Origin of the sequence: Photobacterium minamisatsumaniensis, from assembly GCF_050336695.1 — a bacterium.
In the GTDB taxonomy this organism is placed as follows: domain Bacteria; phylum Pseudomonadota; class Gammaproteobacteria; order Enterobacterales; family Vibrionaceae; genus Photobacterium; species Photobacterium minamisatsumaniensis.
On sequence record NZ_JAKJSI010000010.1, the window covers coordinates 1 to 25329 of the forward strand.

Below are 25329 nucleotides of genomic sequence, written 5' to 3' on the forward strand. Positions count from 1 at the left end.
TATTAGTGATTTAATTATAAATTAAAGCTTTAATTTGCTTACATACGCTCTAGGGTTTCGATACCTAGAAGGTCAAGACCCTGTTTGATTGTATTTGCTGTTAATAGTGCTAATTTTAGACGGCTTTGTTTTACGTCTTCTTCAGCATTTAGAATTGGGCAAGCCTCGTAGAAGCTAGAGAATTTACCAGCCAATTCAAACAGGTAAGTACACATCAGGTGTGGTTGACCTTCACGTGCTACCGCAAGAATAGATTCTTCGAACTGAAGAAGCGTAGACAGCAGCGCTTGCTCTTTTTCATCTGTGATAACAACAGGATGAGTAAGATCAGCTTGTTTTACGTCAGCACGCTTAAAGATAGACGCAACGCGGGTATATGCATATTGCATGTACGGTGCAGTGTTACCTTCAAACGCTAGCATATTATCCCAATCGAAGATGTAATCTGTTGTGCGGTGCTTAGACAGATCGGCATACTTCACGGCAGCCATTGCTACAGTGCTTGCGATTTTCGCTTTCTCTGCAGCATCTAGATCAGGGTTTTTCTCTTCGATTAGCTTAGCGGCACGAATTTCTGACTCATCAAGAAGATCAGCAAGGCGAACAGTACCACCTGCACGGGTCTTAAATGGGCGACCATCTTTACCTAGCATCATACCGAATGCGTGGTGCTCTAGGCTCATGCTTTCAGGGATATAATCTGCTTTACGAACAATTGTCCATGCTTGCATTAGGTGCTGGTGCTGACGTGAATCGATGAAGTAAAGTACACGATCGGCGCCAAGTTGCTCGTAGCGGTATTTTGCACAAGCAATATCGGTCGTGGTGTACAAGAAGCCACCGTCACGCTTCTGGATGATAACACCCATAGGCTCGCCGTCTTTGTTCTTGTACTCATTAAGGAAAACAACCTGTGCGCCATCACTTTCAACGGCTAGGCCTTTTTCTTTAAGATCAGCAACGATCGTTGGCAGCATGTCGTTGTACATTGACTCACCCATAACGTGCTCACGTGTTAGTGATACGTTTAGGCGATCGTAGTTACGTTGGTTTTGGATCATCGTAACATCAACAAGCTTTTTCCACATATCAGCGCAGTATTCGTCACCGCCCTGTAGTTTTACAACGTAGCCACGAGCGCGTGCTGCGAACTCTTCATCTTCGTCGTATAGCTTTTTAGATTCACGGTAGAAGGTTTCTAGGTCTGATAGCTCCATTGAAACTTCGCCAGATTCTTTCTGAACACGTTCAAGGTTTGCGATAAGCATACCAAACTGTGTACCCCAGTCACCGATATGGTTGGCACGAATAACGTTGTGGCCAAGGTGCTCAAGCGTACGTACAACAGCATCACCGATAATGGTCGAACGTAGGTGACCAACGTGCATTTCTTTTGCCACGTTGGGTGCAGAATAATCGACAACAATGGTTTGTTGCGTTTCTTTAGCGACACCAAGGCGTACATCAGCAAGTGCTTTTTCAGCTTGCTCGGCAAGCCAAGTTTTGCTTAGGAAAATGTTGATGAAGCCAGGGCCTGCAATTTCAACTTTTTCAGCAATACCATCAAGGTCTAGTTGTTCGATAACTTTTTGTGCGAACTCACGAGGGTTAGTACCAATTTTTTTGGCTACGCCCATTACACCGTTAGCTTGGTAATCACCAAACTGAGCTTTCGCAGACTGGCGAACAGCAGCAGGGCTACCCGCAGGTGCTCCTGCAGCTTCTAGAGCCTGGGAGACTTTGTCGTTAATTAGTGCTTGAATGTTCACACGCTTATCCTTTAAATCATTCGTAACGCCAATAAATATTAGCGAGGCAAAAACGTCATCGTATTCAAGTGTAATTGCCGTCAAAAATAATCACGTTCTTTGATCTATAAAGATAGCACCAAAGGGTTTTTAGTTAACGTGAGTATTGTTGACGGAGCCACCTCAAAGGCGTCGAGGAGGGCATCTTGAATACGTTGGTTGCATTACCCTAATAATACCCACAAATTTAGGTCGTTTGGCAAGGTGAAAAGGCGAATGTTGGCGATTTTTTTTTTACATTCCTAAGCGGGTGAAAATTATGCACGAGTCAAGATACCACAAGGCCTGTGCTGGCGTAGTTCGCACTTTCATCAAGATGAAAACTATGGATAATTATGCGTTCGAAACAATGGGGCGTTTAAGTGGTTTATTTTTGATATAAAAGGCTTCCCGCTTCATGAGAACAATATTGGAGAAAAAACATGCAGACGCTTGAGCAAAAAGGCTTGTTACCCGCCCAGATGTTGGAACAACTACCAACGTTTATGGCTAAGATTGAGCAACTTGCGAGTGAAATAGGCATATCGCTAGAGAACCACCAAGCTGACCATATTGCACTGCGTGTTAATGATTGGAAAGCCGCGGAGCAATTACACCAAGCTTGGTTATCCTATGGTGAAGAATGGTCAAATAATGAAATTAATGGCCGGCCAATTATTGTTATAGGCTTTCATTCACCGATAACGGTTAAAAACTGGACTATTGAGGCGTTAGAGTTGCCTTATCCTGGTGATAAAGCCTATCCGCAAGAAGGGTGGGAGCATGTTGAGTTTGTGGTGCCTGCTAAGGCTGCCAGTACTGATGCATTGAAGGTAGTGCTGGATGAAACGTTTCCCGTTCTTAAAGCTTCGTGGAATACACTCGGCGATAAAGGTATAAAAGTGAAGGCCAGTTGTCCATCGGGGGAGCATGAGCGTTTAGCAAACCCAACTTATGCATTCAAAAAAGGGGGGGTATGTATCAAGCTACACCCTTGTTCCTTAAAAGCCGTTATCGAGAGTGAGCAAGCATAACGGTTACCAAAATGGTTACTGGTATTGGTAAAGAGAAAAGCGAAAGACCGGTCTTTCGCTTTTTATCATTACGCTCAGACCTAAAGGATTACTGTGCGGTTTCCGTGAACAAAGACTTTGTCATCAAGTACTAATCCAAGCGCTTTACTGAGTACCGATTTTTCGACATCACGCCCTGCTCGTGCCATATCAGTGGCACTGAAGTTATGATCGATAGGGATGACGTTTTGCGTAATGATTGGGCCTTCATCAAGATCGTTGGTCACAAAGTGGGCCGTGGCGCCAATAATTTTTACGCCACGTTCAAAAGCTTGTTGATATGGCTTCGCCCCAATGAATGCTGGTAAGAAGCTGTGATGAATATTGATGATTTTATGGGGGAATTGAGCAACAAAGTGCGGGGTTAGAATTCGCATGTACTTTGCCAAAACGACATAATCAGGATCGTATTGATTCACTGCATCGAGTAAGCGCGCTTCATGTTCCTCTCGGCTTATCCCTTCATGGCTAACGTGGTGGAAGGGAATATCAAAGTTTTTTGCCAGCTTGGACAGGTGATCGTAGTTACCCACAATCGCCGTAATATCAATGTCTAATGTCCCATCAAATGCTTTAACCAAAATATCGCCAAGGCAGTGCGCCTCTTTGGTCACCATTATTACGACGCGTTTACGCTCGGGGCCAACGAGTTGGCGGTGGCTGTTTTCTGGTAAAGCACGGTCGAGATCAAACAGGAAGGTTTCGTCGTTGAAATACCCTTCAAGCTCTGTGCGCATAAAGAAACGGCTATGGGAGTGATCAACAAATTCATTGTTATGCACAATATTGAGCTGATGTTTGTAGCAAATATTGGTGATTTTCGAGATCAGACCCATTGCGTCAGGGCAATCTGTCAGGAGAGTTTTCTTATCCATGCTGTTCCTTGCACTAAAATAGAGGAGTTCCTTTCTTTTATTTACAGGGGATTGTTTTCAGGGTCAAAGAAAAACGTATTGAGTTAATGGATTTAATGCATGGTGATAATGACATTAATGAGGATCGACCTATGTTAGGCCTTCTGCGAAAACGAGCATTATTTTTTAGTTTATTAGTTTCATTTACCTTGATGAATACAGCTGTTGCCGAAACAAAGGCCGCAGATGATCCAACATCGTTATATAACCGTTTAGGTGGTTTGGCACCTATTACTGTGGTTGTGAATGATTTTATTGATGTCATGGTGGTCGATGACACGTTGAATGCGAACCCTGCGATTGATGCTGCACGCAAAAATATACCCGCTGCTTATTTAAAATATCACGTTACCAGTATGGTCTGCCAGGCAACCGGAGGCCCTTGTCAGTACCATGGCCGTGCAATGAAAGAGTCACATAGCCACTTAAATATTTCGGTTGCAGAGTGGCAACATATGGTGGTGTTGCTTAAAGGGGTCTTTGATAAATATGAAGTACCAGAGCAAGAACAACAAGAGCTGCTCGCTATTGTTGATTCCACCCAAGATGACATTGTCATGGAAAAATAGGCGACTAGCGGCAAGCACCAGTTACTGGCTGGCGATAGGTTAAATCAGTAACTTGTGCCTTGTTGAGTCAATGGGAATTGCGAGTTGGGCGGTGCTGTTTGAATTAGTCGTGGTCGGCACTGTGTATAGTTGGCATAATGGGCAGCTGTCTTACTGTATAAATAACCAATACTCATATTGCGATGATAGCTAAATTTTTTGCTTCAGGTGGCGCACTCGATAAAGCCATTCCCGGATTCCAAGCTCGTCAGCCTCAAATCGACATGGCTCAGGCTGTCGCCGATGCGATAAAAGCAGAAGATCAGCTGGTGGTTGAAGCGGGAACAGGAACGGGGAAAACGTTCGCCTACTTGGTGCCGGCCTTGGTTAGCGGTAAGAAAACCATTATTTCAACAGGTTCAAAGAACCTGCAAGAGCAATTGTTTCATCGTGATTTACCGTTAATGACAGATGCACTGGGTTTTACCGGGCGCGTGTCATTGCTAAAAGGTCGCTCTAACTATTTGTGTCTCGATCGAATGAGCCGACAAATCACTGAGAGCCACGGTATACATTCCGATCCTAAATTATTGAGCCAGTTGGTTCAGGTACGCACTTGGTCATCATCGACTAAGAGCGGCGATTTAGGTGAGTGTGAAATTATTGCAGAAGATAGCCCAGTGATCCCGATGATCACCTCAAGCAATGATAATTGTATTGGGCGAGAGTGCCCATCTTATGAAGAATGCTTCGTTGTCAGAGCCCGGCGTCAAGCGATGGAGTCGGATGTCGTGGTGGTTAACCATCATCTATTTCTGGCTGACTTGGCCATTAAAGAAACGGGGTTTGGCGAGCTGATCCCTGAGGCTGAAGTCTTTATTTTTGATGAAGCTCATCAAATGCCTGATATTGCGAGCCAGTATTTTGGCCAAAGTTTGTCGAGCCGCCAAATTCAAGAGCTGGCAAAAGACGTTGAGATTGGCTATCGCACTGAAGCCAAAGATATGAGGCAGTTGCAAAAAACGGCTGATCGCCTATCACAAGCGGCGGCTGATATGCGCATTGTACTGGGTGACCCTGGTTTTCGCGGTAATTGGCGAGAAGTGATCACCAGCCCCGCGATTCAGCGTGAGATCACCCGTTTGACTGATGCCTTAGATCTAACTCATGAAGTGTTAAAACTTGCGTTAGGTCGAAGCCAGTTATTGGATACCGCTTTTGAACGGGCAACGTTATTAAAAGCGCGTTTGAAGCGTGTGTGTGACACTTCCATAACCGGTTATTCGTATTGGTATGAATGTACCCCCCGTCATTTTAGTCTGAATATTACACCGCTATCGGTGGCAGAGAAGTTCCATGAGCAAATGGAGCAGCAGGGTGGAGCATGGATTTTCACCTCTGCGACACTCGCGGTAAATGACGACTTTAGCCACTTTAGCCAGCGGCTTGGCTTAACACCCAAGCAACAGTTTTCCTTAGAAAGCCCTTTCGATTATGCGGAGCAGGCCCTGCTCTGTGTTCCTCGATTTTTGCCTGAGCCTAACAGTATGGGAATCGCAGATCGATTGGTGGATATGCTCTCACCGTTAATTGAAGAAAATAATGGTCGTTGTTTCTTCTTGTGTACATCACACCAAATGGTCAGAGATTTAGCCGAAGGTTTCCGAGCAAGGCTCGATTTACCGGTTTTAGCCCAAGGCGAAACAACAAAACAGAAGCTATTAGCCGAATACCTTGAACGTGGTAATGCTTTGTTAGTTGCTACGGGAGCCTTTTGGGAAGGGGTTGATGTTAGAGGACAGGCATTAAGCTGTGTTATTATCGACAAATTACCGTTTACGGCACCGGATGACCCGTTGCTGAAAGCACGAATAGAAGATTGCCGCTTACGTGGTGGCGATCCCTTTTCGCAAGTGCAAATCCCTGATGCCGTGATAACCCTTAAACAAGGGGTTGGCCGCCTGATTCGAGATAAAAAAGATAAAGGTGTATTAGTGATTTGTGATAACCGTTTGGTTACTCGCCCTTATGGCGCAGTATTTTTACGCAGTCTACCGCCCATTCCACGTACTCGCGATGTGGAAAGCGTTGGCCAATTTTTGTCTTCGGTGAATGGCGCTACAGTGCCAGTTAACCATGAAGACCAGCATTCAGAGGCTTGAATGAGCACCAAAATTCTTGCAGTCGATACTGCAACTGAAAACTGTTCCGTTGCCCTTATGGTAGGTAACGACATTATTTCTCGCTGTGAGTATGCTCCGCGTGAGCATACGACTAAGATTTTACCAATGGTTGATGCCGTCTTAGCTGATGGTGGTGTAAGCCTCAGTCAACTGGATGCATTGGCATTTGGCCGTGGCCCAGGTAGTTTTACGGGTGTACGTATCGGCATTGGTATTGCTCAAGGGCTTGCGTTTGGCGCTGACTTACCCATGCTTGGGGTTTCAACACTTGCGGCCATGGCTCAAGGCACTTACCGCACTCACCAAGCAGAACAAGTACTCGCCGCTATTGATGCCCGTATGGGGGAAATCTACTGGGGACAGTATATCCGTCAAAATGATGGTGATTGGGCGATTAAAGATCGTGAAATTGTTGTCAAACCAGAGATCTTGCTTGAGCAATTCCAAGCCGGAAATGGTACTTGGTTCACGGCTGGTACAGGCTGGGATAGCTATGCTGAATTGTTAGCACAGTTACACGCAGTACAGGTAAAAGGTTCTATTTTGTATCCAGATTCAGTGGATATGGTGCATTTAGCTCGGTACGCATTAGCCCGTGGTGAGACGGTGGCAGCAGAAGAAGCCAGCCCCGTTTATGTACGTGATACCGTGACATGGAAGAAGTTGCCAGGTCGTGAATAAACGGCCGCATTAAAAAACGAGCAAGGCTGTGTCATCTTTATGGTACGGCCTTGATGAAGCTTAACTAGGCTAACTGGACAGTCTCTATGGTTTCTATTCAGCGCTTACCCGTAACAATCCAGCCCCAACCGAAGGCAAAAGCAAGCCCATCATCGGCCCCCATTTCCTCTAAGCCGACTGTTGTTGCGCAAGCCGTTGCTCAAACCGTTCGCGATCCTGAATTAATTCAAGATGCCCACTCTCGTATTCAGTATGATCAGCCTGAAGGTAAGAACCGCGATGCGATGGCATCTTACATGGGGGTTATGCACCAGCAACGCAAAGATGAACTGTCTGCGATGGTCGGGGTCGATCTCTATGTTTAAGCCCATAGAGTATCTATGGGAGGTTGTTTGTATCTTCACCACTTATATCGGAGTTTCTGATGTTTAGAACGCTATTTCTTGGGCTGGTTACAGCCTTTATGGTAGGCTGCGCATCGTTGCCGCCAAGCCTCCATACGACAACGGAGACACCCGTTACCGATGTAAACGTATTGATGAGTGATCTTGAAGCGAATACAGGCCATGAAGTACGGTTAGGCGGTATTATTGCCGCACTGAGTAATGGTAAGGAACGTACCCGATTAGAAATCGTGGCGTTACCTATTGGCAAAGATGGTAAGCCGAAATTGAACGCAAAGCCACAACACCGCTTTGTTGCTTATGTTGATGGTTTCCTCGAGCCACTTGAGTACAGCATGGGCAAGTTAATTTCTGTTGCTGGTAAGGTTGCAGGTGAAGAGCAGGGCACAGTGGGGCAATTTGCTTATCAATTCCCTGTTATTGACGTAACTGGCAACCAGCTGTGGCAAGTAAAACAAGAAATTTGGTTTGATGACTTCGACCGCTTTAACAATTGCATTGGTACTCGCTGTCCAGTGAATCAGCTGGGTTACGGCCTATCACGCGGTGAAGTCCGGGAGCGAGTAACACAGTAAATGAGCCAATATATGCAGCGTATTCAATTTCATTTACCTGCCACCAAGCTTGAAGGTTTGTGTTCATTTGAGTATCCACAGCAGGTCGTGAGCATGGCTATGCCATTGCAGGCTATTCCTACCAATAAACCAATTATGTTGCTGCTTCATGGCTGGCAAGATAACGCGGCGAGCTTTTCGCCGTTGTTTACATCATTAGCCGAAAGTTATCGCTTAATTGCACTTGATTGGCCTGGTCACGGCTTGTCTGAAGCTAGATCGAACGACAATTACTATCATTTTGTAGATTATGTTGATGATCTAAACCAAGTGGTCGATTTGTTATCAGAGAGTCCCGTATTTATTTTAGGGCACTCTCTGGGGGCACTAGTTGCGCTGTGTTATGCCGCAGCATTTAGCGAAAAAGTGCAGGGGCTGATCCTTATTGAAGGTCTTGCTCCACTGCATGAAGGAGCCAGCTTAGCTCCCCAGCGCTTGAGGCAAGGGTTGCTCAGCCGTCAGCGTTTTCGTGATCGAGAAACACATAGACAAAAGCGGTCAATGGCGTCATTTGAGCAGGCATTGGATTTGCGCTGTAATATTAACAACCTGACATCAGAACAACTTTATCCGTTAGTACAAAGGGCCACTTACCAAAAAGGTGGTCGTTGGTACTGGCGGCATGATAATCGGCTACGTTGTGATTCTCTCTACCGTATGGCAGAAGATCACGCTTTAGCGATGGTAGCTTCAGTGGCATGCCCCGTATTATCAATCATAGGCCGTCAAGGCTATCGCCAGCTGAAACTTGACCCGTTTGAGCAAGCGAATTGGCAAAATATGATCCAGCATGAGGTGGATGGTGGACATCATTGTCACCTTGAAAGCCCGCGAGCAGTGAGCCAGCAGATTACTCTGTTTAGTTCACAATTTAACGCCCTAGTATAATTGTTAGGTGCTAATTATTCAGTAAACGTGCTGTAGTATGTCGTAATTAGATGACTTATATACCCTATAGCATAGTGGTGGCGTGTCACCAATAAAAATGAGGAGAGTGCAAAGTGGATAAGGTGTGGCTTAACCGCTATCCGGAAGATGTACCGGCAGAAATAAACCCTGATCAGTACCCGTCGTTAGTTGAAATGTTTGAACAATCAGTACAAAAATATGCTGATCAGACTGCCTTCATTAACATGGGGCAGGTTATGACATTCCGTAAATTGGAAGAGCGTAGCCGTGCATTTGCTGCTTATCTGCAAAATGACCTTAAACTGCAAAAAGGCGACCGTGTCGCAGTAATGATGCCAAACCTACTGCAATACCCAATTGCGTTGTTTGGTATTTTACGTGCTGGCTGTGTTGTGGTTAACGTTAACCCGTTGTACACCCCGCGAGAGTTGGAGCATCAGTTAAATGATTCTGGCGCGAAAGCCATTGTCATCGTCTCAAACTTTGCTCATACGTTAGAAACGGTGGTTAAGAACACCAATGTTCAACATGTTGTGTTGACTAGCCTTGGTGATCAGCTGTCTCGTCCGAAGCGTACAGTGGTAAACTTTGTGGTGAAGTACATCAAAAAGATGGTACCTAAGTATCATTTACCGCATGCTACCTCGATGCGTATGGCGCTGAAAAAAGGCCGCCGTATGCAATATGTTAAGCCGTTTATGTCTGGTGAGGATACTGCCTTTCTTCAGTACACCGGTGGTACAACAGGTGTAGCAAAAGGCGCTATTTTAACGCACCGCAATATGTTGGCGAACGTCATGCAAGCGAAAGGTGCGTATGCACCAGTGCTGACCGAAGGCCGTGAGCTGATTGTGACCGCATTGCCGCTCTACCATGTTTTTGCGTTGACCGTAAACTGCTTACTATTTGTTGAAATGGGTGGTCGAAATCTACTGATCACTAACCCGCGTGATATTCCAACGTTTGTGAAAGAGCTGCAACGTTATCCGTTTACCGCGATCACGGGTGTTAATACCTTATTTAATGCACTTGTGAATAATGAAGATTTCCATGAAATCGACTTCAGCAACCTTCGCTTGTCTGTTGGTGGCGGCATGGCGGTGCAACGTGCTGTCGCTGAAAAATGGAAAGAAACCACGAATAACTATTTGCTTGAGGGTTATGGTCTAACTGAGTGTTCCCCACTTGTCGCGGCATACCCTTATGATCTAGTAGACTATAATGGATCTATTGGTTTACCTGTTCCATCAACAGAGGTACGAATTGTTGATGATGAAGGACAAGTATTAGCCAATGATCAGGTAGGTGAGCTGCAGGTTCGTGGCCCACAGGTTATGCAAGGCTACTGGCAACGCCCTGAAGCAACCAAAGAAGTATTGACAGATGATGGTTGGCTGTCTACTGGTGATGTTGTACGTTTCGATGATGAAGGTTTCTTGCATATTGTTGACCGTAAAAAAGACATGATTTTGGTCTCTGGTTTTAATGTCTATCCGAATGAAATTGAAGACGTTGTTGCGCTTAACAGTAAAGTGTTAGAAGTTGCAGCGATTGGCCAGCCGCATGAAATTTCAGGTGAAGTGGTTAAGGTTTGTATCGTGAAGCGCGATCAAAGCCTTACACGTGAAGAACTACTCGACCATTGTCGTGAGCACTTAACGGGTTATAAAATACCGAAAATTGTTGAGTTCCATGACGAACTACCGAAAACAAATGTTGGTAAAATCTTGCGCCGTGTTTTGCGTGAAGAGTCTGAAAAGCAAGAACAACAAGCCTAAGGCTTAGCGTATTGTTAACATATTCTAATGCCGGCTATACGCCGGCATTTTATTGGTGATTTGATAGTGAATTTTGAAATAATCACAAGTACAACCCGTTTGGAAACTGTGTGCTTGCATGCTCGAAACCAAACTGCGGTAATGCTTGATACCGAGTTTGTTCGAACCCGTACTTTATATCCAAAGCTGGGTTTAATTCAGTTATTCGATGGTGAATTACTGTCATTAATCGATCCACTTGAGATCGAAGACATGACACCGCTTTGGGATTTGCTGCGTGACCAGTCTGTCATTAAAGTGCTACATGCTTGCGGTGAAGACTTAGAGGTGTTCCAGCATTATGCGGGCTGCCTACCAGTGCCGATGATCGATACACAATTGATGGCATCTTTCTTAGGTTATGGTGTCTCTGCTGGCTTTGGAACGTTGGTGAAAGACTTCCTTGGTGTTGAGCTTGATAAAGGCGAGGCGCGCACCAATTGGATGGCTCGCCCTCTTACCGATAAGCAATTAGACTACGCTGCTGCTGATGTTTACTACTTGATGCCGCTATATCAAAAGCTGCTACCACTGGTAGAAGAAAAGGGCTGGTCTGAAGCATTAGAGCAAGAGTGTGCAGGGTTGATGTTAAAGCGCATCAAAACTGTTGATCCTGATAAAGCCTACCTTGATATCAAAAATGCATGGCAACTGAACCCTCAACAACTGGCCATTTTGCAGAAAGTAGCAAGGTGGCGAGTATTAGAAGCCCGTAAGCGTGATTTAGCGTTGAACTTTGTTGTGAAAGAACTCAACCTTTGGAAACTAGCGCGTTACAACATTAAATCTAAAGCCGTAATGGGCAGTGAAGGGTTTGAACCAATGGAAGTGCAGCGCCATGGTACCCGTTTATTAAAAATGGTTTATGACACTGACGATATGTCGCCAGAGCAATATCCAGATAAAATTGTTCGCTTGGTAGATTTAACAGGTTATAAGCAAAAGGTGAAAACGCTAAAAGATGTTGTTACTCGCGTTGAATCTGAAACGGGTTTAATGCCAGAATTTTTAGCCTCAAAAAAACAAATAAATCAGCTTATTTCTTGGGCATGGAAGAAGCAGCGTCCACAAGATGATTTACCCGATATGCTTAAAACTTGGCGTAAGGCATTGTTTGAAGAAAAAGTACTGCCTTTGCTAGATAAATAAGCACTCGATTCGATATTGAGCAAAAAAGCCCTCACGACTATTAATTTGCTGCAACTTAATAGTTATGAGGGCTTTTTTATTTTCAGTGGTATTGCTCTATTCGACTATTTATCTTCGTCTGGGAGCGTTACGTTCAGTTCTAGCACTGATAAGTCTTCTTCTTTTTGGTCTAAGTTGACTGTTACTTGCTCAGGGCGGATCTCAACGTATTTTCGGATCACGTCCAAAATGTCTTTTTTCAACTGAGGTAAATAGCTTGGCGTACTGTGATCACCTGAACGACGCTCAGCAACAATAATTTGTAGCCGCTCTTTGGCTAAGCTCGCAGTTGTTGTTTTTTTGGGACGGAAGAATTCTAGCAAAGCCATAGTTCATTACCCTCCAAATAGACGTTTTAGGAAGCCTTTCTTTTCTTCATCAAGAAAACGGAATGGGCGTTCTTCTCCAAGCAGGCGAGCAACAGTATCTTCATATGCTATGCCGGCGTCAGATTCTTTATCGAAAATAACGGGTTCACCTTTGTTTGATGCGTTTAAGACTGCCTGACTTTCAGGGATAACACCTAAAAGAGGGATATGGAGAATTTCTTCCACATCAGTGACGCTTAGCATCTCACCTAAGGTGACACGCGCCGGGTTATAGCGAGTGAGTAGCAGATGCGTTTTCACTGGGGCTTCGGCATTTTCAGCACGGCGAGACTTGGAATCTAGAATACCTAGGATTCGGTCAGAATCTCGCACAGAAGAGACTTCAGGATTCGTGGTCACAATGGCTTCGTCAGCAAAGTACAATGCCATGAGCGCACCAGTTTCGATGCCTGCAGGTGAATCGCAAATAATGAATTCAAAGCCCATTTCAGCCATGTCATTAAATACGCGTTCAACCCCATCCCTGCTCAACGCGTCTTTATCACGAGTTTGAGAAGCAGGTAGTACGAAAAGGTTGTCCACGCGCTTGTCTTTGATTAATGCTTGATTAAGGTTTGCTTCACCATTAATCACGTTAACAAAGTCATATACTACTCGGCGTTCACAGCCCATGATCAGGTCAAGATTACGCAGGCCGATATCGAAATCGATCACCGCTGTTTTCTTGCCCGTTAAGGCAAGGCCTGATGCAATAGCTGCACTTGAGGTTGTTTTACCCACGCCACCCTTACCAGAGGTAACAACGATAATACGTGCCATCTTTAATTCCTTATCAAACGTTATAGAGCCAAATGCTCTATGTTTAAATTATTTTCAGCAAGTGAGATAACGACACCTTTACCCCAAAATTCGTCCTGAATTTTATCGCTTAACCAGTAGTTACCAGCTATCGAGATTAGTTCTGATTGGACGTTTTTACAAAAAATTGTGGCCTGTTGCTGGCCATTTGCACCTGCAATTGCACGCCCACGTAATGTACCGTAAATATGAATACAGCCATCAGCAATGATTTCAGCGCCGGCGCTTACATGGCTCATTACCACTAAATCACAATTTTTTGCATAAATCTGTTGGCCAGAGCGTACCGGGTTTCGGATTATTCTTGTTGGCTCCATCATTGGTTCAGCGGCATTTACTTGTTTGGCTGCATTCATGATGGCAAAGCCGGCCTTTTTAGCCGCTTCTTGTCGATCAGCACCTTTACAGCCGCTGATGCCAACAGGGATCATACCTGCAAGTTGCACACTTTCTTTTAACCGTAAAAAGTCAATGCCATTTCCTGCCTGACTGATATCAATAACGACAGGTGCAGCAGCAAAAAAATTAGGTGCCTGTTCGACTTTCTTTTTTAAAAAGTCGGCTGCTTTTTCTATGTCGCTATCCACTAGGTGGAGAGCGGAGAGGGTGAATGACCCTCCTTTAAATTCTGCTGTCTTTGCCATATAAGTAGGACGACTGACGCTAAATTAGCCGTTCGGGTACGTTATCTCTAGGTACTTAGCATGTTATATTCCCAAGCGTATATCAGCAAGCTATCCTTGCTTTTGCGTTGGAAATTCAGACAACCGTCTCATCCAAATGGTAGATTGCCCTTAGGAAGGGAATGATTCTTTGATATTGTGGTCTGAATGATGAGTCATTATAACGAATAGGTTAGATTCGTATGTTGTGTTCTATTTATAAAAGCCCGAAAAAAGACGGTACATATTTGTACATTAATAAGAAAGATGACTTTACTGCGGTACCACAAGAGTTGATGACAACCTTTGGTATACCTCAGTTTGTGATGGTGCTGAAACTTGAAGGTGAGCGGAAGTTAGCTCAAGCTGATATAGAGAAGGTAAAGGCGGCATTGGGTAGTACGGGGTATTATCTGCAAGTTCCGCCTCCTATAACGAATTTGCTTGAAGAGTATAAAGCTGAGAAAGCAGCAAAAAATACATAAAGGTAAATGTATGCAAAAGCGATTGATATCGGCCTTAGTGGCCCTAGGAATAGGATTTTCATCTGCAGCAATGGCTGCAGATGATGGCTTCAATAAGTATGTTGAAGGGCTAAAAGCAGAAGCTAAAGAAAAAGGAATTTCAGAGCCAATTATCAATTCTGCTTTCGACGGAATTACTTTTATTGAGCGTGCTGTAAAAGCGGATAAAAACCAACCTGAGCGAAAATTAACGCTGGATGAATATATCCCAAGAGCGGTACCCGATTGGAAAGTAAAACAAGCTAATGATCTTTATCAAAAGCATAAAACAGTACTCGACCGGATTGGAACACAATATGGTGTACAACCACGGTTTATTGTTGCCCTTTGGGGGGTTGAAAGTAATTTCGGTCGCTTAATGGGAAATTATAATGTTATAGAAGCTTTATCAACATTAGCGTACGAAGGGCGTAGAGAGTCCTTCTTCCGTACCCAAGTTATGGCGGCATTAGAAATATTAGATGCCAAACATATCAGCCCAGAAAATATGAAAGGTTCATGGGCGGGAGCAATGGGGCAGCCACAGTTTATGCCAACCTCGTTTTTATCTTATGCCGTTGACGGTAATAACGACGGGAAAGTTGATATTTGGCAAACAGAAGCCGATGTTTTTGCCTCTGCCGCTAATTACTTAAAGCAGGCTGGTTGGAATGATGATTATACTTGGGGGCGCCAAGTTAGCATTCCAAATAGTATTAACCGTGATGCATTAGGCACCGATAAAGAGAAGGGCCGATCCCTTTCTGATTGGCAAGAGCAAGGTGTTAGGCGCCTTAATGGGCAAGCATTACCTCAAGTTGATATAGACGCTTGGCTTATTCAACCAGATGATGGTAAAGGCAGGGCTTATTTGGTTTATGGTAACTATCAGTCGTTACTCAAATGGAATCGATCTCACTATTTTGCACTAGCGGTGAGTCACTTAGCAGATCAGATACGCTAACAATACGCAGCAATTACATAGCAGACTAAACCAGACTTCATTGTCTGGTTTTTTATACCTGTCGCGCAATGACGTGTCAGGAAAGGTTATTCTTTGTGAATATATTAATCTATATATATAAACGGAAATAACTGAGTGCGGTAAAGGAATATAACAATGTTTAAGAAAAAAAAACAGGGTGAAAAGGCAAGCAATTCATACTGTGAATGATTTTACAATGTGCCCTGTAAGCACTAAATGGTTGTTATTTAATGAGTTAGAAACAAAAAACCCAGCTTTAAGCTGGGTTTTTATTAGAATTTAACAACAAGAGTAAAGTTATTAAAGTTCGAAATCTTCTAGAGACTTACCTTCATCAAGTGCTTTTTTCAATGCGCTTGGTGTACGACCTTGACCAGTCCACGTTTTTTCTTCACCGTTTTCATCGATGAACTTATATTTAGCTGGACGCTGAGCTCGTTTTGCTTTTGGAGATTTATTTAGGCTAGAAAGTAATTCTTCTGGGTCGATACCATCAGCTAGAAGCATTTCACGGTATTGAGCTAGTTTATCTGTACGTTCTTTTTCTTTCGCGATTTCTTCAGCTTCAGATTCTTCACGCTCAGTAACAACTGTTTGAAGCTTTTCTAGTGCTTCCTGAAGTTGTTCTAGAGAATATTCACGAGAAAGTGCGCGAAGACTACGAAGGTTCAATAGTGCTTTCATTGCATCAGACATTTTTTTATTTCCTGTTGGTCTAAAACTATAAAAATAATAATAGCAGTGACAATTCTATAATTGCAATAATAATACTTTTAATCAGTGAATGACAAATAAAAAATGTATTCTTGATTTGTTTTTTTTGTATTTAGCGGGGAGAATTCTCATTTGTAATAAATTGTAATGGGTATTTACAGTCAGATCCTTCAGTAAAAGACTTTTTTTGTGACTATGTTTGCCATTTGTTTCATATTAAAAAGCGTATTTTAAATTATTTTTAACATCACTTCGCCATTGTTTCTTTTTTAACCATAGTAGCAAGACTATTCACTATTTCTGTTAATTTTTTCACGTTAAGTTGTTGCAATCGGATTTCTATTCCGTAGAATCAACCATTCCTTGACTAAGGGTAGAGGCGCATTATCTATAAGTAATAAACCGGAGGTGATTCCGATGAGGGTTTATGAAAGGAGCTAATGCCGAAGTAAATAAAGCTATCGAACTTTGTTTGCTGGGGTTGTCACCGAATAGGGACAGCACTGCCATAGTATATAATTACATTAACTATGGAGCGCTACTGTGGAGTCGGAAAAGGGTAACTTCTCTTCCTTACACTCTCTTAATCACGACATGATGTCGTGCCAACAGTAGATCTCCAACCAGGATCGGTTGTAGTAGAGATCATGAATATTGTAGATTTTTCACATTCCTCAATGTCGTTGTTACCACCTTTGGTAGCATTGGCTCTTGCGATTTTAACCCGACGCGTCTTAGTGTCTTTGGGTGTTGGCGTAGTGCTTGGTGCATTCTTGCTGACAGACTTTTCTATTGGAAACACAGCTAGTTATATTGGTACAACGGCATTCGGACTATTTATCGATGACGGTGCTATTAATAGCTGGAATATGAGCATTGTTGCATTTTTGGTGTTGTTAGGAATGACGACAGCATTGCTAACGCTTTCTGGTGGTACACGAGCATTTGCTGAGTGGGCGCAGACTAAAATTAAAAGTAAGCGTGGTGCGAAGTTATTAGCAGCATTCTTGGGTGTCTTCATTTTTGTTGATGATTACTTCAATAGTTTAGCTGTTGGCTCGATTTCGCGCCCAGTGACAGATCGCTATTACGTTTCACGTGCAAAGCTTGCTTATATTTTGGATTCAACTGCTGCACCAATGTGTGTACTAATGCCGGCATCAAGCTGGGGTGCATACATTATTACGTTGATTGGCGGCATTCTGGCATCACATGGTGTGACTGAATATACGCCATTAGGCGCGTTTGTTCAGTTGGCTCCGATGAACTTTTATGCTGTCTTTGCATTGATCATGGTGTTTGTTGTGGCTTGGTTCCAGATTGATGTGGGCCCAATGAGAAAGCATGAGCTAAACGCGAGTCATTGCCGCGGCTTCGATGAAGGTGATGAAGACAAGCGTGCTAAAGACTTAAATGACGAGCTAGAAATTGAAGAAAGCAAAAATGGCCGTGTTTCTGATTTGGTTATGCCAATTGTTGCTCTTATCCTTGCCACTTTCTTCTTTATGATCTTTACAGGATACCAAGCACTTGCAGCTGATGGTTTAGCATTTAACCTTCTTGGCGCTTTTGAAAATACCGATGTAGGTATGTCACTCGTTTATGGTGGTACTATCGGATTTATTGCTGCCCTTATTCCAGTGCTGCGTCAGCGTCTTCCTGCTTCAGATGTTGCTGTAACATTGTGGATTGGTGCTAAGTCAATGTTTGGTGCGATTCTGATCTTATTGTTTGCGTGGTGTATCGGTAGCGTGATCAGTGACATGGCAACAGGTAAATACCTATCAACCTTGGTTGAAGGTAGCATTAACCCAATGTTTCTACCTGTTATCTTATTTATGCTTGCTGGCTTTATGGCATTTTCGACCGGTACGTCATGGGGTACGTTCGGTATTATGTTGCCAATCGCTGGTGACTTAGCAGCGGCAACCGATATTATGCTGATGCTACCAATGCTGGGCGCTGTACTAGCCGGTTCAGTTTTTGGTGACCACTGTTCTCCGATTTCTGATACGACTATCTTGTCGTCGACGGGCGCACGCTGTCACCATATCGATCACGTATCTACTCAGCTACCTTATGCGTTGTCTGTGGCTGTTGTATCGTCGATTGGTTTCTTAGTATTAGGCTTTACAGGTTCACTTGCTGTGGCCTTTATGACGGCAACACTCGCCTTTATCTTAGCGTGTGTAGCGTTATCTTGGTTGTCTCGTCGCCCACAAGTTGCGACAGCGAAAGCTTAATTGCTTAAACCACATTGTTAATAAAAAGCCTGCGTTTTGCAGGCTTTTTTTATGGTTACGGCTTAGGGTGAATAACTACAATCGCTCACCGTAAAGCGCTGCTTAATGACTGGCCGGCATGAGTAGTAGAACGCGATGAAAATTGTAAGAAATGTGCTGACTCTTGCGCTTGCTCCTTTCAATTTCTATGGCTTTTCTGTAGCATCTCGGCAGTTTTTATGCACCAATCGTATGACTAGGGAAGCTTAATGGCCCAGATGTATTTCTATTACTCTGCAATGAATGCGGGTAAGTCAACCACACTGTTACAGTCTTCTTTTAACTATCGCGAGCGCGGAATGACACCTGTCATTTTTACTGCCTCTATCGACGATCGTTTTGGCAAAGGTAAAGTTAGCTCACGTATTGGCTTGCAAGAAGAAGCTGAATTATTTAACTCAGCCGATGACTTGTATGCACGCCTTCAAGATATTCAGCATGCACAAAAGATAGACTGTGTTTTAATCGATGAATGCCAATTCTTAACCAAAGAGCAGGTATATCAATTAACTGAAGTCGTCGATAAGCTCCATATTCCTGTGTTGTGTTATGGCTTACGCAGTGATTTCCGTGGTGAGTTGTTTGACGGAAGCCGCTACTTGCTGGCTTGGGCAGATAAGTTGGTTGAGTTAAAAACCATTTGTCATTGTGGTCGCAAAGCAAATATGGTGATCCGCCAAGATGAAACTGGCCGTGCAATTGCCGATGGTGATCAAGTTGAGATTGGTGGTAATGATCGCTATGTCTCAGTGTGTCGCAAACACTACAAAGAAGCACTAGGTCGTTAATCAAATAATGATGAATGTAATGTAAGCCGTTCACTTACGTTTTTGTTTAACTCGCTTCTTTAAACAAATAAGCCTTACAATCGTGAGGCTTATTTATTTATTCCCTCGTAAATTCTCCCACTTTTCTTAATCTTAGTTTTCTGATTTTGCCATGTAAAATTACTCATAACTATGCATATGCGGGTAAGCTGATGTTTTATCCGGAGAATAGCGCATAGTTATCCGAGGTGATGTTTTTGGGGAGTATTACGCTCAATAATTATTACTTAACAAGTTACTTGAACAGATTTAAGATAGCCCACTTTTTCTCACGCTCTAAATTTAGCCATCTCTATATCGCTAAACGAGGCCTGAAATCTAAGGAATATCGTGATATCTAAATTACCCCGTTGGGTCGAGTCTGGGGCTTTCGTACTCGCATTGGTTGCTGGTTTTATTAATGCTGCAGGGTTATTGGGTTTCCAGCATCAATCAGTTTCACACTTATCCGGTACAGCGACATTGGTAGGCACTGGGTTTGTAAACTCTTCAATGAGTGATGTATTTTATTTATTTGCGATCATATTTAGTTTTCTTATTGGCTCTGCAATATCAGGCTACTTTCTACATGGTGGCACACTAAAGTTAAGTCGTAATTACAGTGGTGTACTGACGTTAGAAGCCATTTTTCTTTTTTGTGCCGCTTATTTGTTAACTAAAAACTCTTTTGGTGGGCTCTATTGGGCTTCTGCGGCTTGTGGACTACAAAATGCACTCGCGACCAAATATAGTGGTGCCGTCATTCGAACCACGCATGTGACGGGAATATTTACCGATTTAGGCATTATGCTTGGCGCAAAAATAAGGGGTGAGCAATTTGATAAAAGAAAGGCATTACTGTTTCTGTTAATTATCTTGGGCTTTATTTCTGGCGGTGCGCTTGGGGCCTACTCCTTTAATTACCTTCAATTTTATGCGTTGTATGTTCCAGCGAGCTTTTGTTTATTTTTAGCGCTGTCTTATTCTCTTTATCGCACCAAAGTTAGACGCTGATGTTGGGAAGAAAAACAGCCAATAGCCACTCTCTTGGCTGTTTTTGCTTATGAGGTCGTCTTGTTCGTGACGTGGACAGCAAGCGTTATGCTTTGTTGTGTCTTTCTTCTAAACGCTTCGTGATGTCCGCCAACGATAGCCCTTGATCTTGTAGCAAGACAACAAGGTGATAAATCAGATCTGCTGATTCGTTAACTAACTCCGCCTTGTCACCCGACGTTGCCGCAAGCGCGACTTCAACGCCTTCTTCGCCCACTTTTTGCGAAATACGTTTGGTACCGCGGGCATAAAGGCTTGCGGTGTATGAAGAGTCAGGATCTGCACCTTTACGAGCAGATAAGACTTGTTCAAGTTGATGAAGGAACACCAAGGCTGGCTGTTGTACTTCGCCTTCTTGCGCGCTATCTCCATCAAAACAGGTCGTAGTGTTTAAGTGGCAAGTTGGACCAATAGGGTCAACTTGTACTAGTAATGTGTCTTGATCGCAATCGAGCTTGATGCTTTTTAGTTGCAGCACATTGCCAGAGGTTTCCCCTTTTGTCCAAAGGCGTTCTTTGGTACGCGACCAGAATGTCACTTGCTTGGTTTCAAGCGTTTTGTTTAGCGCTTCGTCATTCATGTAGCCAAGCATTAAGACTTGGCCACTGGTGTTGTCTTGGACAATAGCAGGGACTAATCCGTCTACTTTATCCCAATTAATACTGCTTGTTAGGCTCATAGTCGGATCTCCACATCTTGATGTTTCAGGTATTGCTTAAGTTCATTGATATTAATGATTTGTTTATGGAACACTGAAGCTGCTAATGCGCCATCAACATTCGCTTTGTTGAAGGCATCGGCAAAGTGCACCATTTCACCGGCACCACCCGAGGCAATAAGTGGCACATGGCAAACATCGCGCACCATATTCAGCTGGGTAAGGTCATAGCCATTACGAACGCCGTCTTGGTTCATCATATTTAGTACAATTTCACCTGCGCCACGACGCTGAACTTCTTCAACCCAGTCACGGGTTTCCCAACGTGTTGCTTTGGTACGGCTTTCGTCACCAGTAAATTGGTAGACTTGATACTTACCCGTGTCGGCATCGAAGTACGAATCGATACCAACAACAATGCACTGCACACCAAACTTATCAGCAAGCTGGGTGATGAGTTCAGGATTGGCCAGAGCTGGTGAGTTGATTGATACCTTGTCAGCCCCAAACTGCAAAATACGGCTCGCGTCTTCAGCTGACTTGATCCCACCTGCGACACAGAATGGGATATCGATCACCTCTGCGACACGGGCGACCCAACTCTTATCCACTACGCGACCATCGCTCGACGCGGTAATATCATAGAAAACTAACTCATCGGCGCCTTCTTCGGCATAGCGTTTGGCGAGAGGTACAATATCACCGATGATTTCATGGTTACGAAACTGCACGCCTTTCACGACTTGACCGTCACGGACATCAAGGCAGGGAATAATACGTCTTGCTAGCATGGTGTTACTCCTTTGCCTTATTCATTCCAGCAAGTAAAAGCTTGCTCTGCAGTAAACTTACCGTCTAATAGCGCACGACCAACGATGACACCTGCCACGCCGGAGCCTTTCAGGGCAGCAATATCATCCAGTGAGCCAATGCCACCAGATGATTGAAACTGTACTTGCGGGTATTGCTGACACAGATCGATGTACAGCTCTACGTTAGAACCTTCCAGTGTACCGTCGCGTGAAATGTCGGTGCACAGCACGTGCTTTAATCCGACTTTGAGAAAATCGTCCAGTAGTGCTTCAATCGTCACTCCTGAATCTTCCTGCCAGCCAGATACTGCGACTTTACGATTGCCGTTAGCATCAATGTTGACATCCAGTGCTAGCACGATGTGCTCAGGACCATATTTTTCCATCCAGCCTTTAACAAGCTCAGGCTGTTTAACCGCCGTGGAGCCGATTACGACACGTTGTGCGCCAGCATTGAGCAAATCTGCGACGTCTTGCTCGGTGCGAACACCACCACCAATTTGAATATTGGCTGGTGTGCTGGCAAGTAGCTGCTGAATTAAATCAAGCTGACGAGCTGAAGTATCTTTGGCACCAGTAAGGTCAACGAGGTGAAGCCAGTTTGCACCAGCTTGATGATAGAGATTAAATTGCTCGGCTGGGTCGACCTTATATTCGGTTACCTTGCCATAGTCACCTTGAAACAGGCGGACAACCTGACCTTCAATTAAATCTAGCGCGGGAATAATCATAACAAATCCTTTTGGTGTCCTTACATTTCAAGAAAATTCTGAATCAGCTGTGAGCCTGCTTTACTTGAACGCTCTGGGTGAAATTGTACGCCAAAGTAATTACCGCTCTGCACTGCGGCGGTGAAGGCATTGCCATAATCACTACGGGCTATAGTACGGCCGCCATTGGTTTGGCTATTTTCCATATTAAAGACTGGCATGGCGTAGCTATGAACAAAGTAAAAATAACTGCCCGCAGGTATATCTTTAAATAGCGGGTGATCTGCTTCTGGCGTGATAGTGTTCCAGCCCATGTGAGGTAGTGGTAACTCACCGACCTCCATCTTTTTCACGGGCGCATCACATAGACCAAGGCATGATACAAGTTCCGTCCCATTTTGGCCTTGCTCTTCAGATAGCTGGCCGAGTAACTGCATACCGAGACAAATGCCCAACAGTGGTTTATCAACCTGTTTTACCAGATTGATCAGATCACGCTCCTCGAGGTTTTTCATCGCTTCACTTGCTGTTCCCACACCGGGAAGGAACAGCTTATCAGCAGCCAGTACAACCGTTGAGTCTTTGCTGACCGTGACGGCATAACCAAGTCGCTCGATTGCGAAGCGAACAGAGGAGACATTGGCACAGCCAGTATCAATGATCACAACCTGTTGGTTTGTGGTACTCATTACAACACTCCCTTGCTGCTTGGTAGCTCATTACCTTCAACCCGAATAGCCTGACGTAATGTACGGCCAAAGGCTTTGAATAAGCTTTCAACAATGTGGTGATCATTGTTGCCGTCTGAGGAGAGGTGCAGTGTACACGCTAGCGTGTCGGTGAGAGAGCGGAAGAAGTGCGATACCATCTCTGTTGATAAATCACCAACTTGTTCGCGGCTGAACTGCGCATCAAACTTCAAATAAGGGCGTCCAGATAAATCTAATGCACATTGTGCTAGGCATTCATCCATCGGCAGGCTAAAGCCAAAGCGACCGATGCCGCGTTTATCTCCTAGCGCACGTTTTAGGGCTTCCCCTAATGCCAATGCGGCATCTTCCACACTGTGATGATCATCAATGTGCAAGTCACCATCAACCGTTAGCTCCATACGGAAACCACCGTGAGTGGCAATTTGATCTAACATATGGTCGAAGAAACCAAGGCCTGTTTCAATACGGTTACCGCCTGACTCATCAAGGTTCACTTTAACCCGGATGTCAGTCTCTTTGGTTGTACGCACGACTTCTGCGATCCGAGGGCGAGTAGTAAGATCTTTAACGATCTGTTGCCAGCCTAAAGTCTCAGGGTTGTATTGAATACCTCGAATAGCCATATTTTCAGCTAATTGAAGATCTGTTTGGCGATCTCCTATTACCGCTGAGGTTTCAAAGTTGACTTTGCCTTGCTGCAGGTAATCTTTCACCATACCCAGTTTGGGTTTGCGGCAACTGCAGTTGTCTTCTTCGAAGTGCGGGCAGATCAATACATCGTCGAATTTGACCCCTTGCGACTCAAAGATCTCCATCATCATGTCATGCGGGGCATCAAAATCAGCCTGCGGGTAGCTGTCGGTACCAAGGCCATCTTGGTTGGTTACCATTACCAGTTTATAGCCAGCATCTTGCAGTTGCAGTAGGGCTGGGATAACAAAAGGCTCTAGCTTTAGCTTATCAAGACGGTCAACTTGAAAATCGACTGGTGGTTCAACAATCAGTGTACCGTCACGATCAATAAATAAAATGTTTTGCTTGCTCACAATGTACGTCCTTAATACTTAATTCTTTCCTAGCTGCTCGCGAATAAAGGCCAGCGTCTTTTCGCATTCGTCACGGTTGCCGACACTGATGCGAATGCAGTTTTCAATGGGTGAACGGCGTAGAATAATACCGTGATTCCACAGTGCGTTGAATAAGGCATCGGCATCGAGGAATTTCACGAGTAGATAGTTGCCGTAGCCGTCATAAACGGTGACGCCTTCGAGCATGCCGAGACCGGCTTGCAAATATGCACGGTTTGCACTGATATCCAGTACTTGGAATTTAGTTTTAGCCTTGCCTGCAGGTGACAGTGCCTGTACTGCGATATCTGCTACGGGAACAGGCACGGGGTAAGGGGCAATAACCTTAAGCAGCAACTCTATAACGTCTGGGTTCGCAAGGGTAAAACCACAACGAAGCCCTGCAAGTGCAAATGCCTTTGATAACGTTCGTAAAATGACGAGGTTAGGGTAGCTGTCGAGTAAATTGGCTGTCGTCGCCTCTGGGCAGAAATCGATATACGCTTCATCAACCACAACCAGTGCTTTATTCGCAGTCATATCGAGTAGCGCTTCGATATCCTTGCGGTTGATTAGGTTGCCTGTTGGGTTATTTGGGCTACAGACAAAAACCAGCTTGGTGTTGTCTAAGTTGGCTTGAATACCGTCAAGATCAAGTTGCCACTCACCGGTTAGTGGAACGGTTTTGGTTTTTACATCAAAGGTTTCTGCACTTATGGCATACATGCCATAAGTAGGAGGACAATAAATAATACTGTCTTGGTTTGGTTCACAGAAAGCGCGGATTAGTAGTTCAATACCTTCATCGGCACCACGTGAAGTGAGCACCTGCTCTGTGCGAACACTTGCGTAGTCAGCATAGGCTTCAATTAATTCTGTTGGCTGGCATGTGCTATAGCGATTAAGGCGTTCACATTTGATATTGTATTCGTTCACAAAAGGAGACTCGTTGGCATTTAGCCAGATATCACCATTTCCACCTAATCGTCGAGCTGACTGATAAGGCGTGAGTTCTCGTATTGTTTTTCTTGCGAGTTGTTCAATACTCATCGTATATCC

Annotated in this window: 26 protein-coding genes and 1 riboswitch; of the genes, 14 read left to right on the forward strand and 12 right to left on the reverse strand. The window is 44.2% G+C overall.

Features of this window, described 5'->3' with window-relative positions:
* Positions 1-38: 38 nt before the first annotated feature.
* Entirely contained in the window at positions 39-1769 is a 1731-nt protein-coding gene (gene argS, locus L4D78_RS00380) for an arginine--tRNA ligase (RefSeq protein WP_428465111.1), read from the reverse strand.
* Between the two features lie 461 nt (positions 1770-2230).
* Here argS and L4D78_RS00385 point away from each other — a divergent pair, with 461 nt between their 5' ends.
* Positions 2231-2821, forward strand: coding sequence for a VOC family protein (locus L4D78_RS00385; protein ID WP_428465112.1), 591 nt, complete (start codon positions 2231-2233; stop codon positions 2819-2821).
* An 80-nt stretch (positions 2822-2901) separates the two neighbouring features.
* On the opposite strand, the gene purU is transcribed toward L4D78_RS00385, so the two are convergent.
* Complete coding sequence (gene purU, locus L4D78_RS00390) at positions 2902-3735, reverse strand: formyltetrahydrofolate deformylase (protein ID WP_428465113.1); 834 nt, start codon at positions 3733-3735, stop codon at positions 2902-2904.
* A gap of 131 nt (positions 3736-3866) precedes the next feature.
* Between purU and L4D78_RS00395 the strand changes: the two genes are divergently transcribed.
* From L4D78_RS00395 to rnd, 8 genes are all read left to right on the forward strand, one after another.
* The gene (locus tag L4D78_RS00395) at positions 3867-4343 is read left to right on the forward strand and encodes a group I truncated hemoglobin (protein ID WP_428465114.1); all 477 of its coding nucleotides are present in this window, start codon (positions 3867-3869) and stop codon (positions 4341-4343) included.
* 182 nt (positions 4344-4525) lie between these two features.
* The gene (gene yoaA / locus L4D78_RS00400; protein WP_428465115.1) at positions 4526-6484 is read left to right on the forward strand and encodes a DNA repair helicase YoaA; all 1959 of its coding nucleotides are present in this window, start codon (positions 4526-4528) and stop codon (positions 6482-6484) included.
* Entirely contained in the window at positions 6485-7186 is a 702-nt protein-coding gene (gene tsaB / locus L4D78_RS00405) for a tRNA (adenosine(37)-N6)-threonylcarbamoyltransferase complex dimerization subunit type 1 TsaB (RefSeq protein ID WP_428465116.1), read from the forward strand. It begins immediately after the preceding gene.
* Positions 7187-7272: 86 nt separating this feature from the next.
* Positions 7273-7551 (forward strand): hypothetical protein, encoded by a 279-nt coding sequence (locus tag L4D78_RS00410; protein WP_428465117.1) that lies wholly within the window; start codon positions 7273-7275, stop codon positions 7549-7551.
* A gap of 59 nt (positions 7552-7610) precedes the next feature.
* Entirely contained in the window at positions 7611-8165 is a 555-nt protein-coding gene (locus L4D78_RS00415; protein WP_428465118.1) for a Slp family lipoprotein, read from the forward strand.
* 12 nt (positions 8166-8177) lie between these two features.
* Complete coding sequence (locus L4D78_RS00420; protein WP_428465119.1) at positions 8178-9092, forward strand: alpha/beta fold hydrolase; 915 nt, start codon at positions 8178-8180, stop codon at positions 9090-9092.
* Positions 9093-9205: 113 nt separating this feature from the next.
* On the forward strand, positions 9206-10891 hold the full coding sequence (gene fadD, locus L4D78_RS00425; RefSeq protein ID WP_428465120.1) for a long-chain-fatty-acid--CoA ligase FadD: 1686 nt from the start codon (positions 9206-9208) through the stop codon (positions 10889-10891).
* A gap of 66 nt (positions 10892-10957) precedes the next feature.
* Positions 10958-12079: a ribonuclease D gene (gene rnd / locus L4D78_RS00430; protein WP_428465121.1), complete on the forward strand. Its 1122-nt coding sequence runs from the start codon at positions 10958-10960 to the stop codon at positions 12077-12079.
* Positions 12080-12183: 104 nt separating this feature from the next.
* Here the strand turns inward: rnd and minE are convergent, their stop codons facing one another.
* From minE to minC, 3 genes are read right to left on the reverse strand one after another with little or no spacing between them, the layout of a single operon-like run.
* Positions 12184-12447 carry a cell division topological specificity factor MinE gene (gene minE, locus L4D78_RS00435; protein WP_428465122.1) on the reverse strand — a complete coding sequence of 88 codons (264 nt, stop codon included), beginning with the start codon at positions 12445-12447 and terminating at the stop codon, positions 12184-12186.
* A gap of 6 nt (positions 12448-12453) precedes the next feature.
* Positions 12454-13266: a septum site-determining protein MinD gene (minD, locus tag L4D78_RS00440; RefSeq protein ID WP_428465123.1), complete on the reverse strand. Its 813-nt coding sequence runs from the start codon at positions 13264-13266 to the stop codon at positions 12454-12456.
* Between the two features lie 20 nt (positions 13267-13286).
* Positions 13287-13949: a septum site-determining protein MinC gene (gene minC / locus L4D78_RS00445; protein WP_428465124.1), complete on the reverse strand. Its 663-nt coding sequence runs from the start codon at positions 13947-13949 to the stop codon at positions 13287-13289.
* A 221-nt stretch (positions 13950-14170) separates the two neighbouring features.
* Here minC and L4D78_RS00450 point away from each other — a divergent pair, with 221 nt between their 5' ends.
* Both L4D78_RS00450 and L4D78_RS00455 read left to right on the forward strand, forming a co-directional pair.
* Positions 14171-14452: a YcgL domain-containing protein gene (locus L4D78_RS00450; RefSeq protein WP_428465125.1), complete on the forward strand. Its 282-nt coding sequence runs from the start codon at positions 14171-14173 to the stop codon at positions 14450-14452.
* Between the two features lie 10 nt (positions 14453-14462).
* Complete coding sequence (locus L4D78_RS00455) at positions 14463-15434, forward strand: lytic murein transglycosylase (RefSeq protein ID WP_428465126.1); 972 nt, start codon at positions 14463-14465, stop codon at positions 15432-15434.
* Positions 15435-15755: 321 nt separating this feature from the next.
* Here the strand turns inward: L4D78_RS00455 and L4D78_RS00460 are convergent, their stop codons facing one another.
* The gene (locus L4D78_RS00460) at positions 15756-16151 is read right to left on the reverse strand and encodes an H-NS family histone-like protein (protein WP_428465127.1); all 396 of its coding nucleotides are present in this window, start codon (positions 16149-16151) and stop codon (positions 15756-15758) included.
* A 384-nt stretch (positions 16152-16535) separates the two neighbouring features.
* Positions 16536-16718, forward strand: a riboswitch (Lysine riboswitch).
* A 98-nt stretch (positions 16719-16816) separates the two neighbouring features.
* On the opposite strand from L4D78_RS00460, the gene L4D78_RS00465 reads away from it, so the two are divergent.
* The 3 genes from L4D78_RS00465 to L4D78_RS00475 all read left to right on the forward strand — a co-directional run bounded on the left by L4D78_RS00465 (position 16817) and on the right by L4D78_RS00475 (position 20271).
* Positions 16817-18412, forward strand: coding sequence for a Na+/H+ antiporter NhaC family protein (locus L4D78_RS00465; protein WP_428465128.1), 1596 nt, complete (start codon positions 16817-16819; stop codon positions 18410-18412).
* Between the two features lie 248 nt (positions 18413-18660).
* Positions 18661-19239 (forward strand): thymidine kinase, encoded by a 579-nt coding sequence (locus L4D78_RS00470; protein ID WP_428465129.1) that lies wholly within the window; start codon positions 18661-18663, stop codon positions 19237-19239.
* Positions 19240-19608: 369 nt separating this feature from the next.
* Positions 19609-20271, forward strand: coding sequence for a YoaK family protein (locus tag L4D78_RS00475; RefSeq protein ID WP_428465130.1), 663 nt, complete (start codon positions 19609-19611; stop codon positions 20269-20271).
* 85 nt (positions 20272-20356) lie between these two features.
* Here L4D78_RS00475 and hisIE read toward each other — a convergent pair whose 3' ends face one another.
* The 6 genes from hisIE to hisC are packed head-to-tail and all read right to left on the reverse strand — an operon-like array spanning position 20357 to position 25320.
* Positions 20357-20989 carry a bifunctional phosphoribosyl-AMP cyclohydrolase/phosphoribosyl-ATP diphosphatase HisIE gene (hisIE, locus tag L4D78_RS00480; RefSeq protein WP_428465131.1) on the reverse strand — a complete coding sequence of 211 codons (633 nt, stop codon included), beginning with the start codon at positions 20987-20989 and terminating at the stop codon, positions 20357-20359.
* On the reverse strand, positions 20986-21759 hold the full coding sequence (hisF, locus tag L4D78_RS00485; protein ID WP_428465132.1) for an imidazole glycerol phosphate synthase subunit HisF: 774 nt from the start codon (positions 21757-21759) through the stop codon (positions 20986-20988). Before hisF ends, hisIE begins: the two co-directional genes overlap by 4 nt.
* 17 nt (positions 21760-21776) lie before the next feature.
* The gene (hisA, locus tag L4D78_RS00490) at positions 21777-22511 is read right to left on the reverse strand and encodes a 1-(5-phosphoribosyl)-5-[(5-phosphoribosylamino)methylideneamino]imidazole-4-carboxamide isomerase (protein WP_428465133.1); all 735 of its coding nucleotides are present in this window, start codon (positions 22509-22511) and stop codon (positions 21777-21779) included.
* A gap of 20 nt (positions 22512-22531) precedes the next feature.
* A complete protein-coding gene (hisH, locus tag L4D78_RS00495; RefSeq protein WP_428455780.1) occupies positions 22532-23179 on the reverse strand; it encodes an imidazole glycerol phosphate synthase subunit HisH in 648 nt (215 codons plus the stop codon).
* The gene (gene hisB / locus L4D78_RS00500; RefSeq protein WP_428455779.1) at positions 23179-24249 is read right to left on the reverse strand and encodes a bifunctional histidinol-phosphatase/imidazoleglycerol-phosphate dehydratase HisB; all 1071 of its coding nucleotides are present in this window, start codon (positions 24247-24249) and stop codon (positions 23179-23181) included. Before hisB ends, hisH begins: the two co-directional genes overlap by 1 nt.
* Positions 24250-24267: 18 nt before the next feature.
* Entirely contained in the window at positions 24268-25320 is a 1053-nt protein-coding gene (gene hisC, locus L4D78_RS00505; protein ID WP_428465134.1) for a histidinol-phosphate transaminase, read from the reverse strand.
* Between the last annotated feature and the right edge of the window lie 9 nt (positions 25321-25329).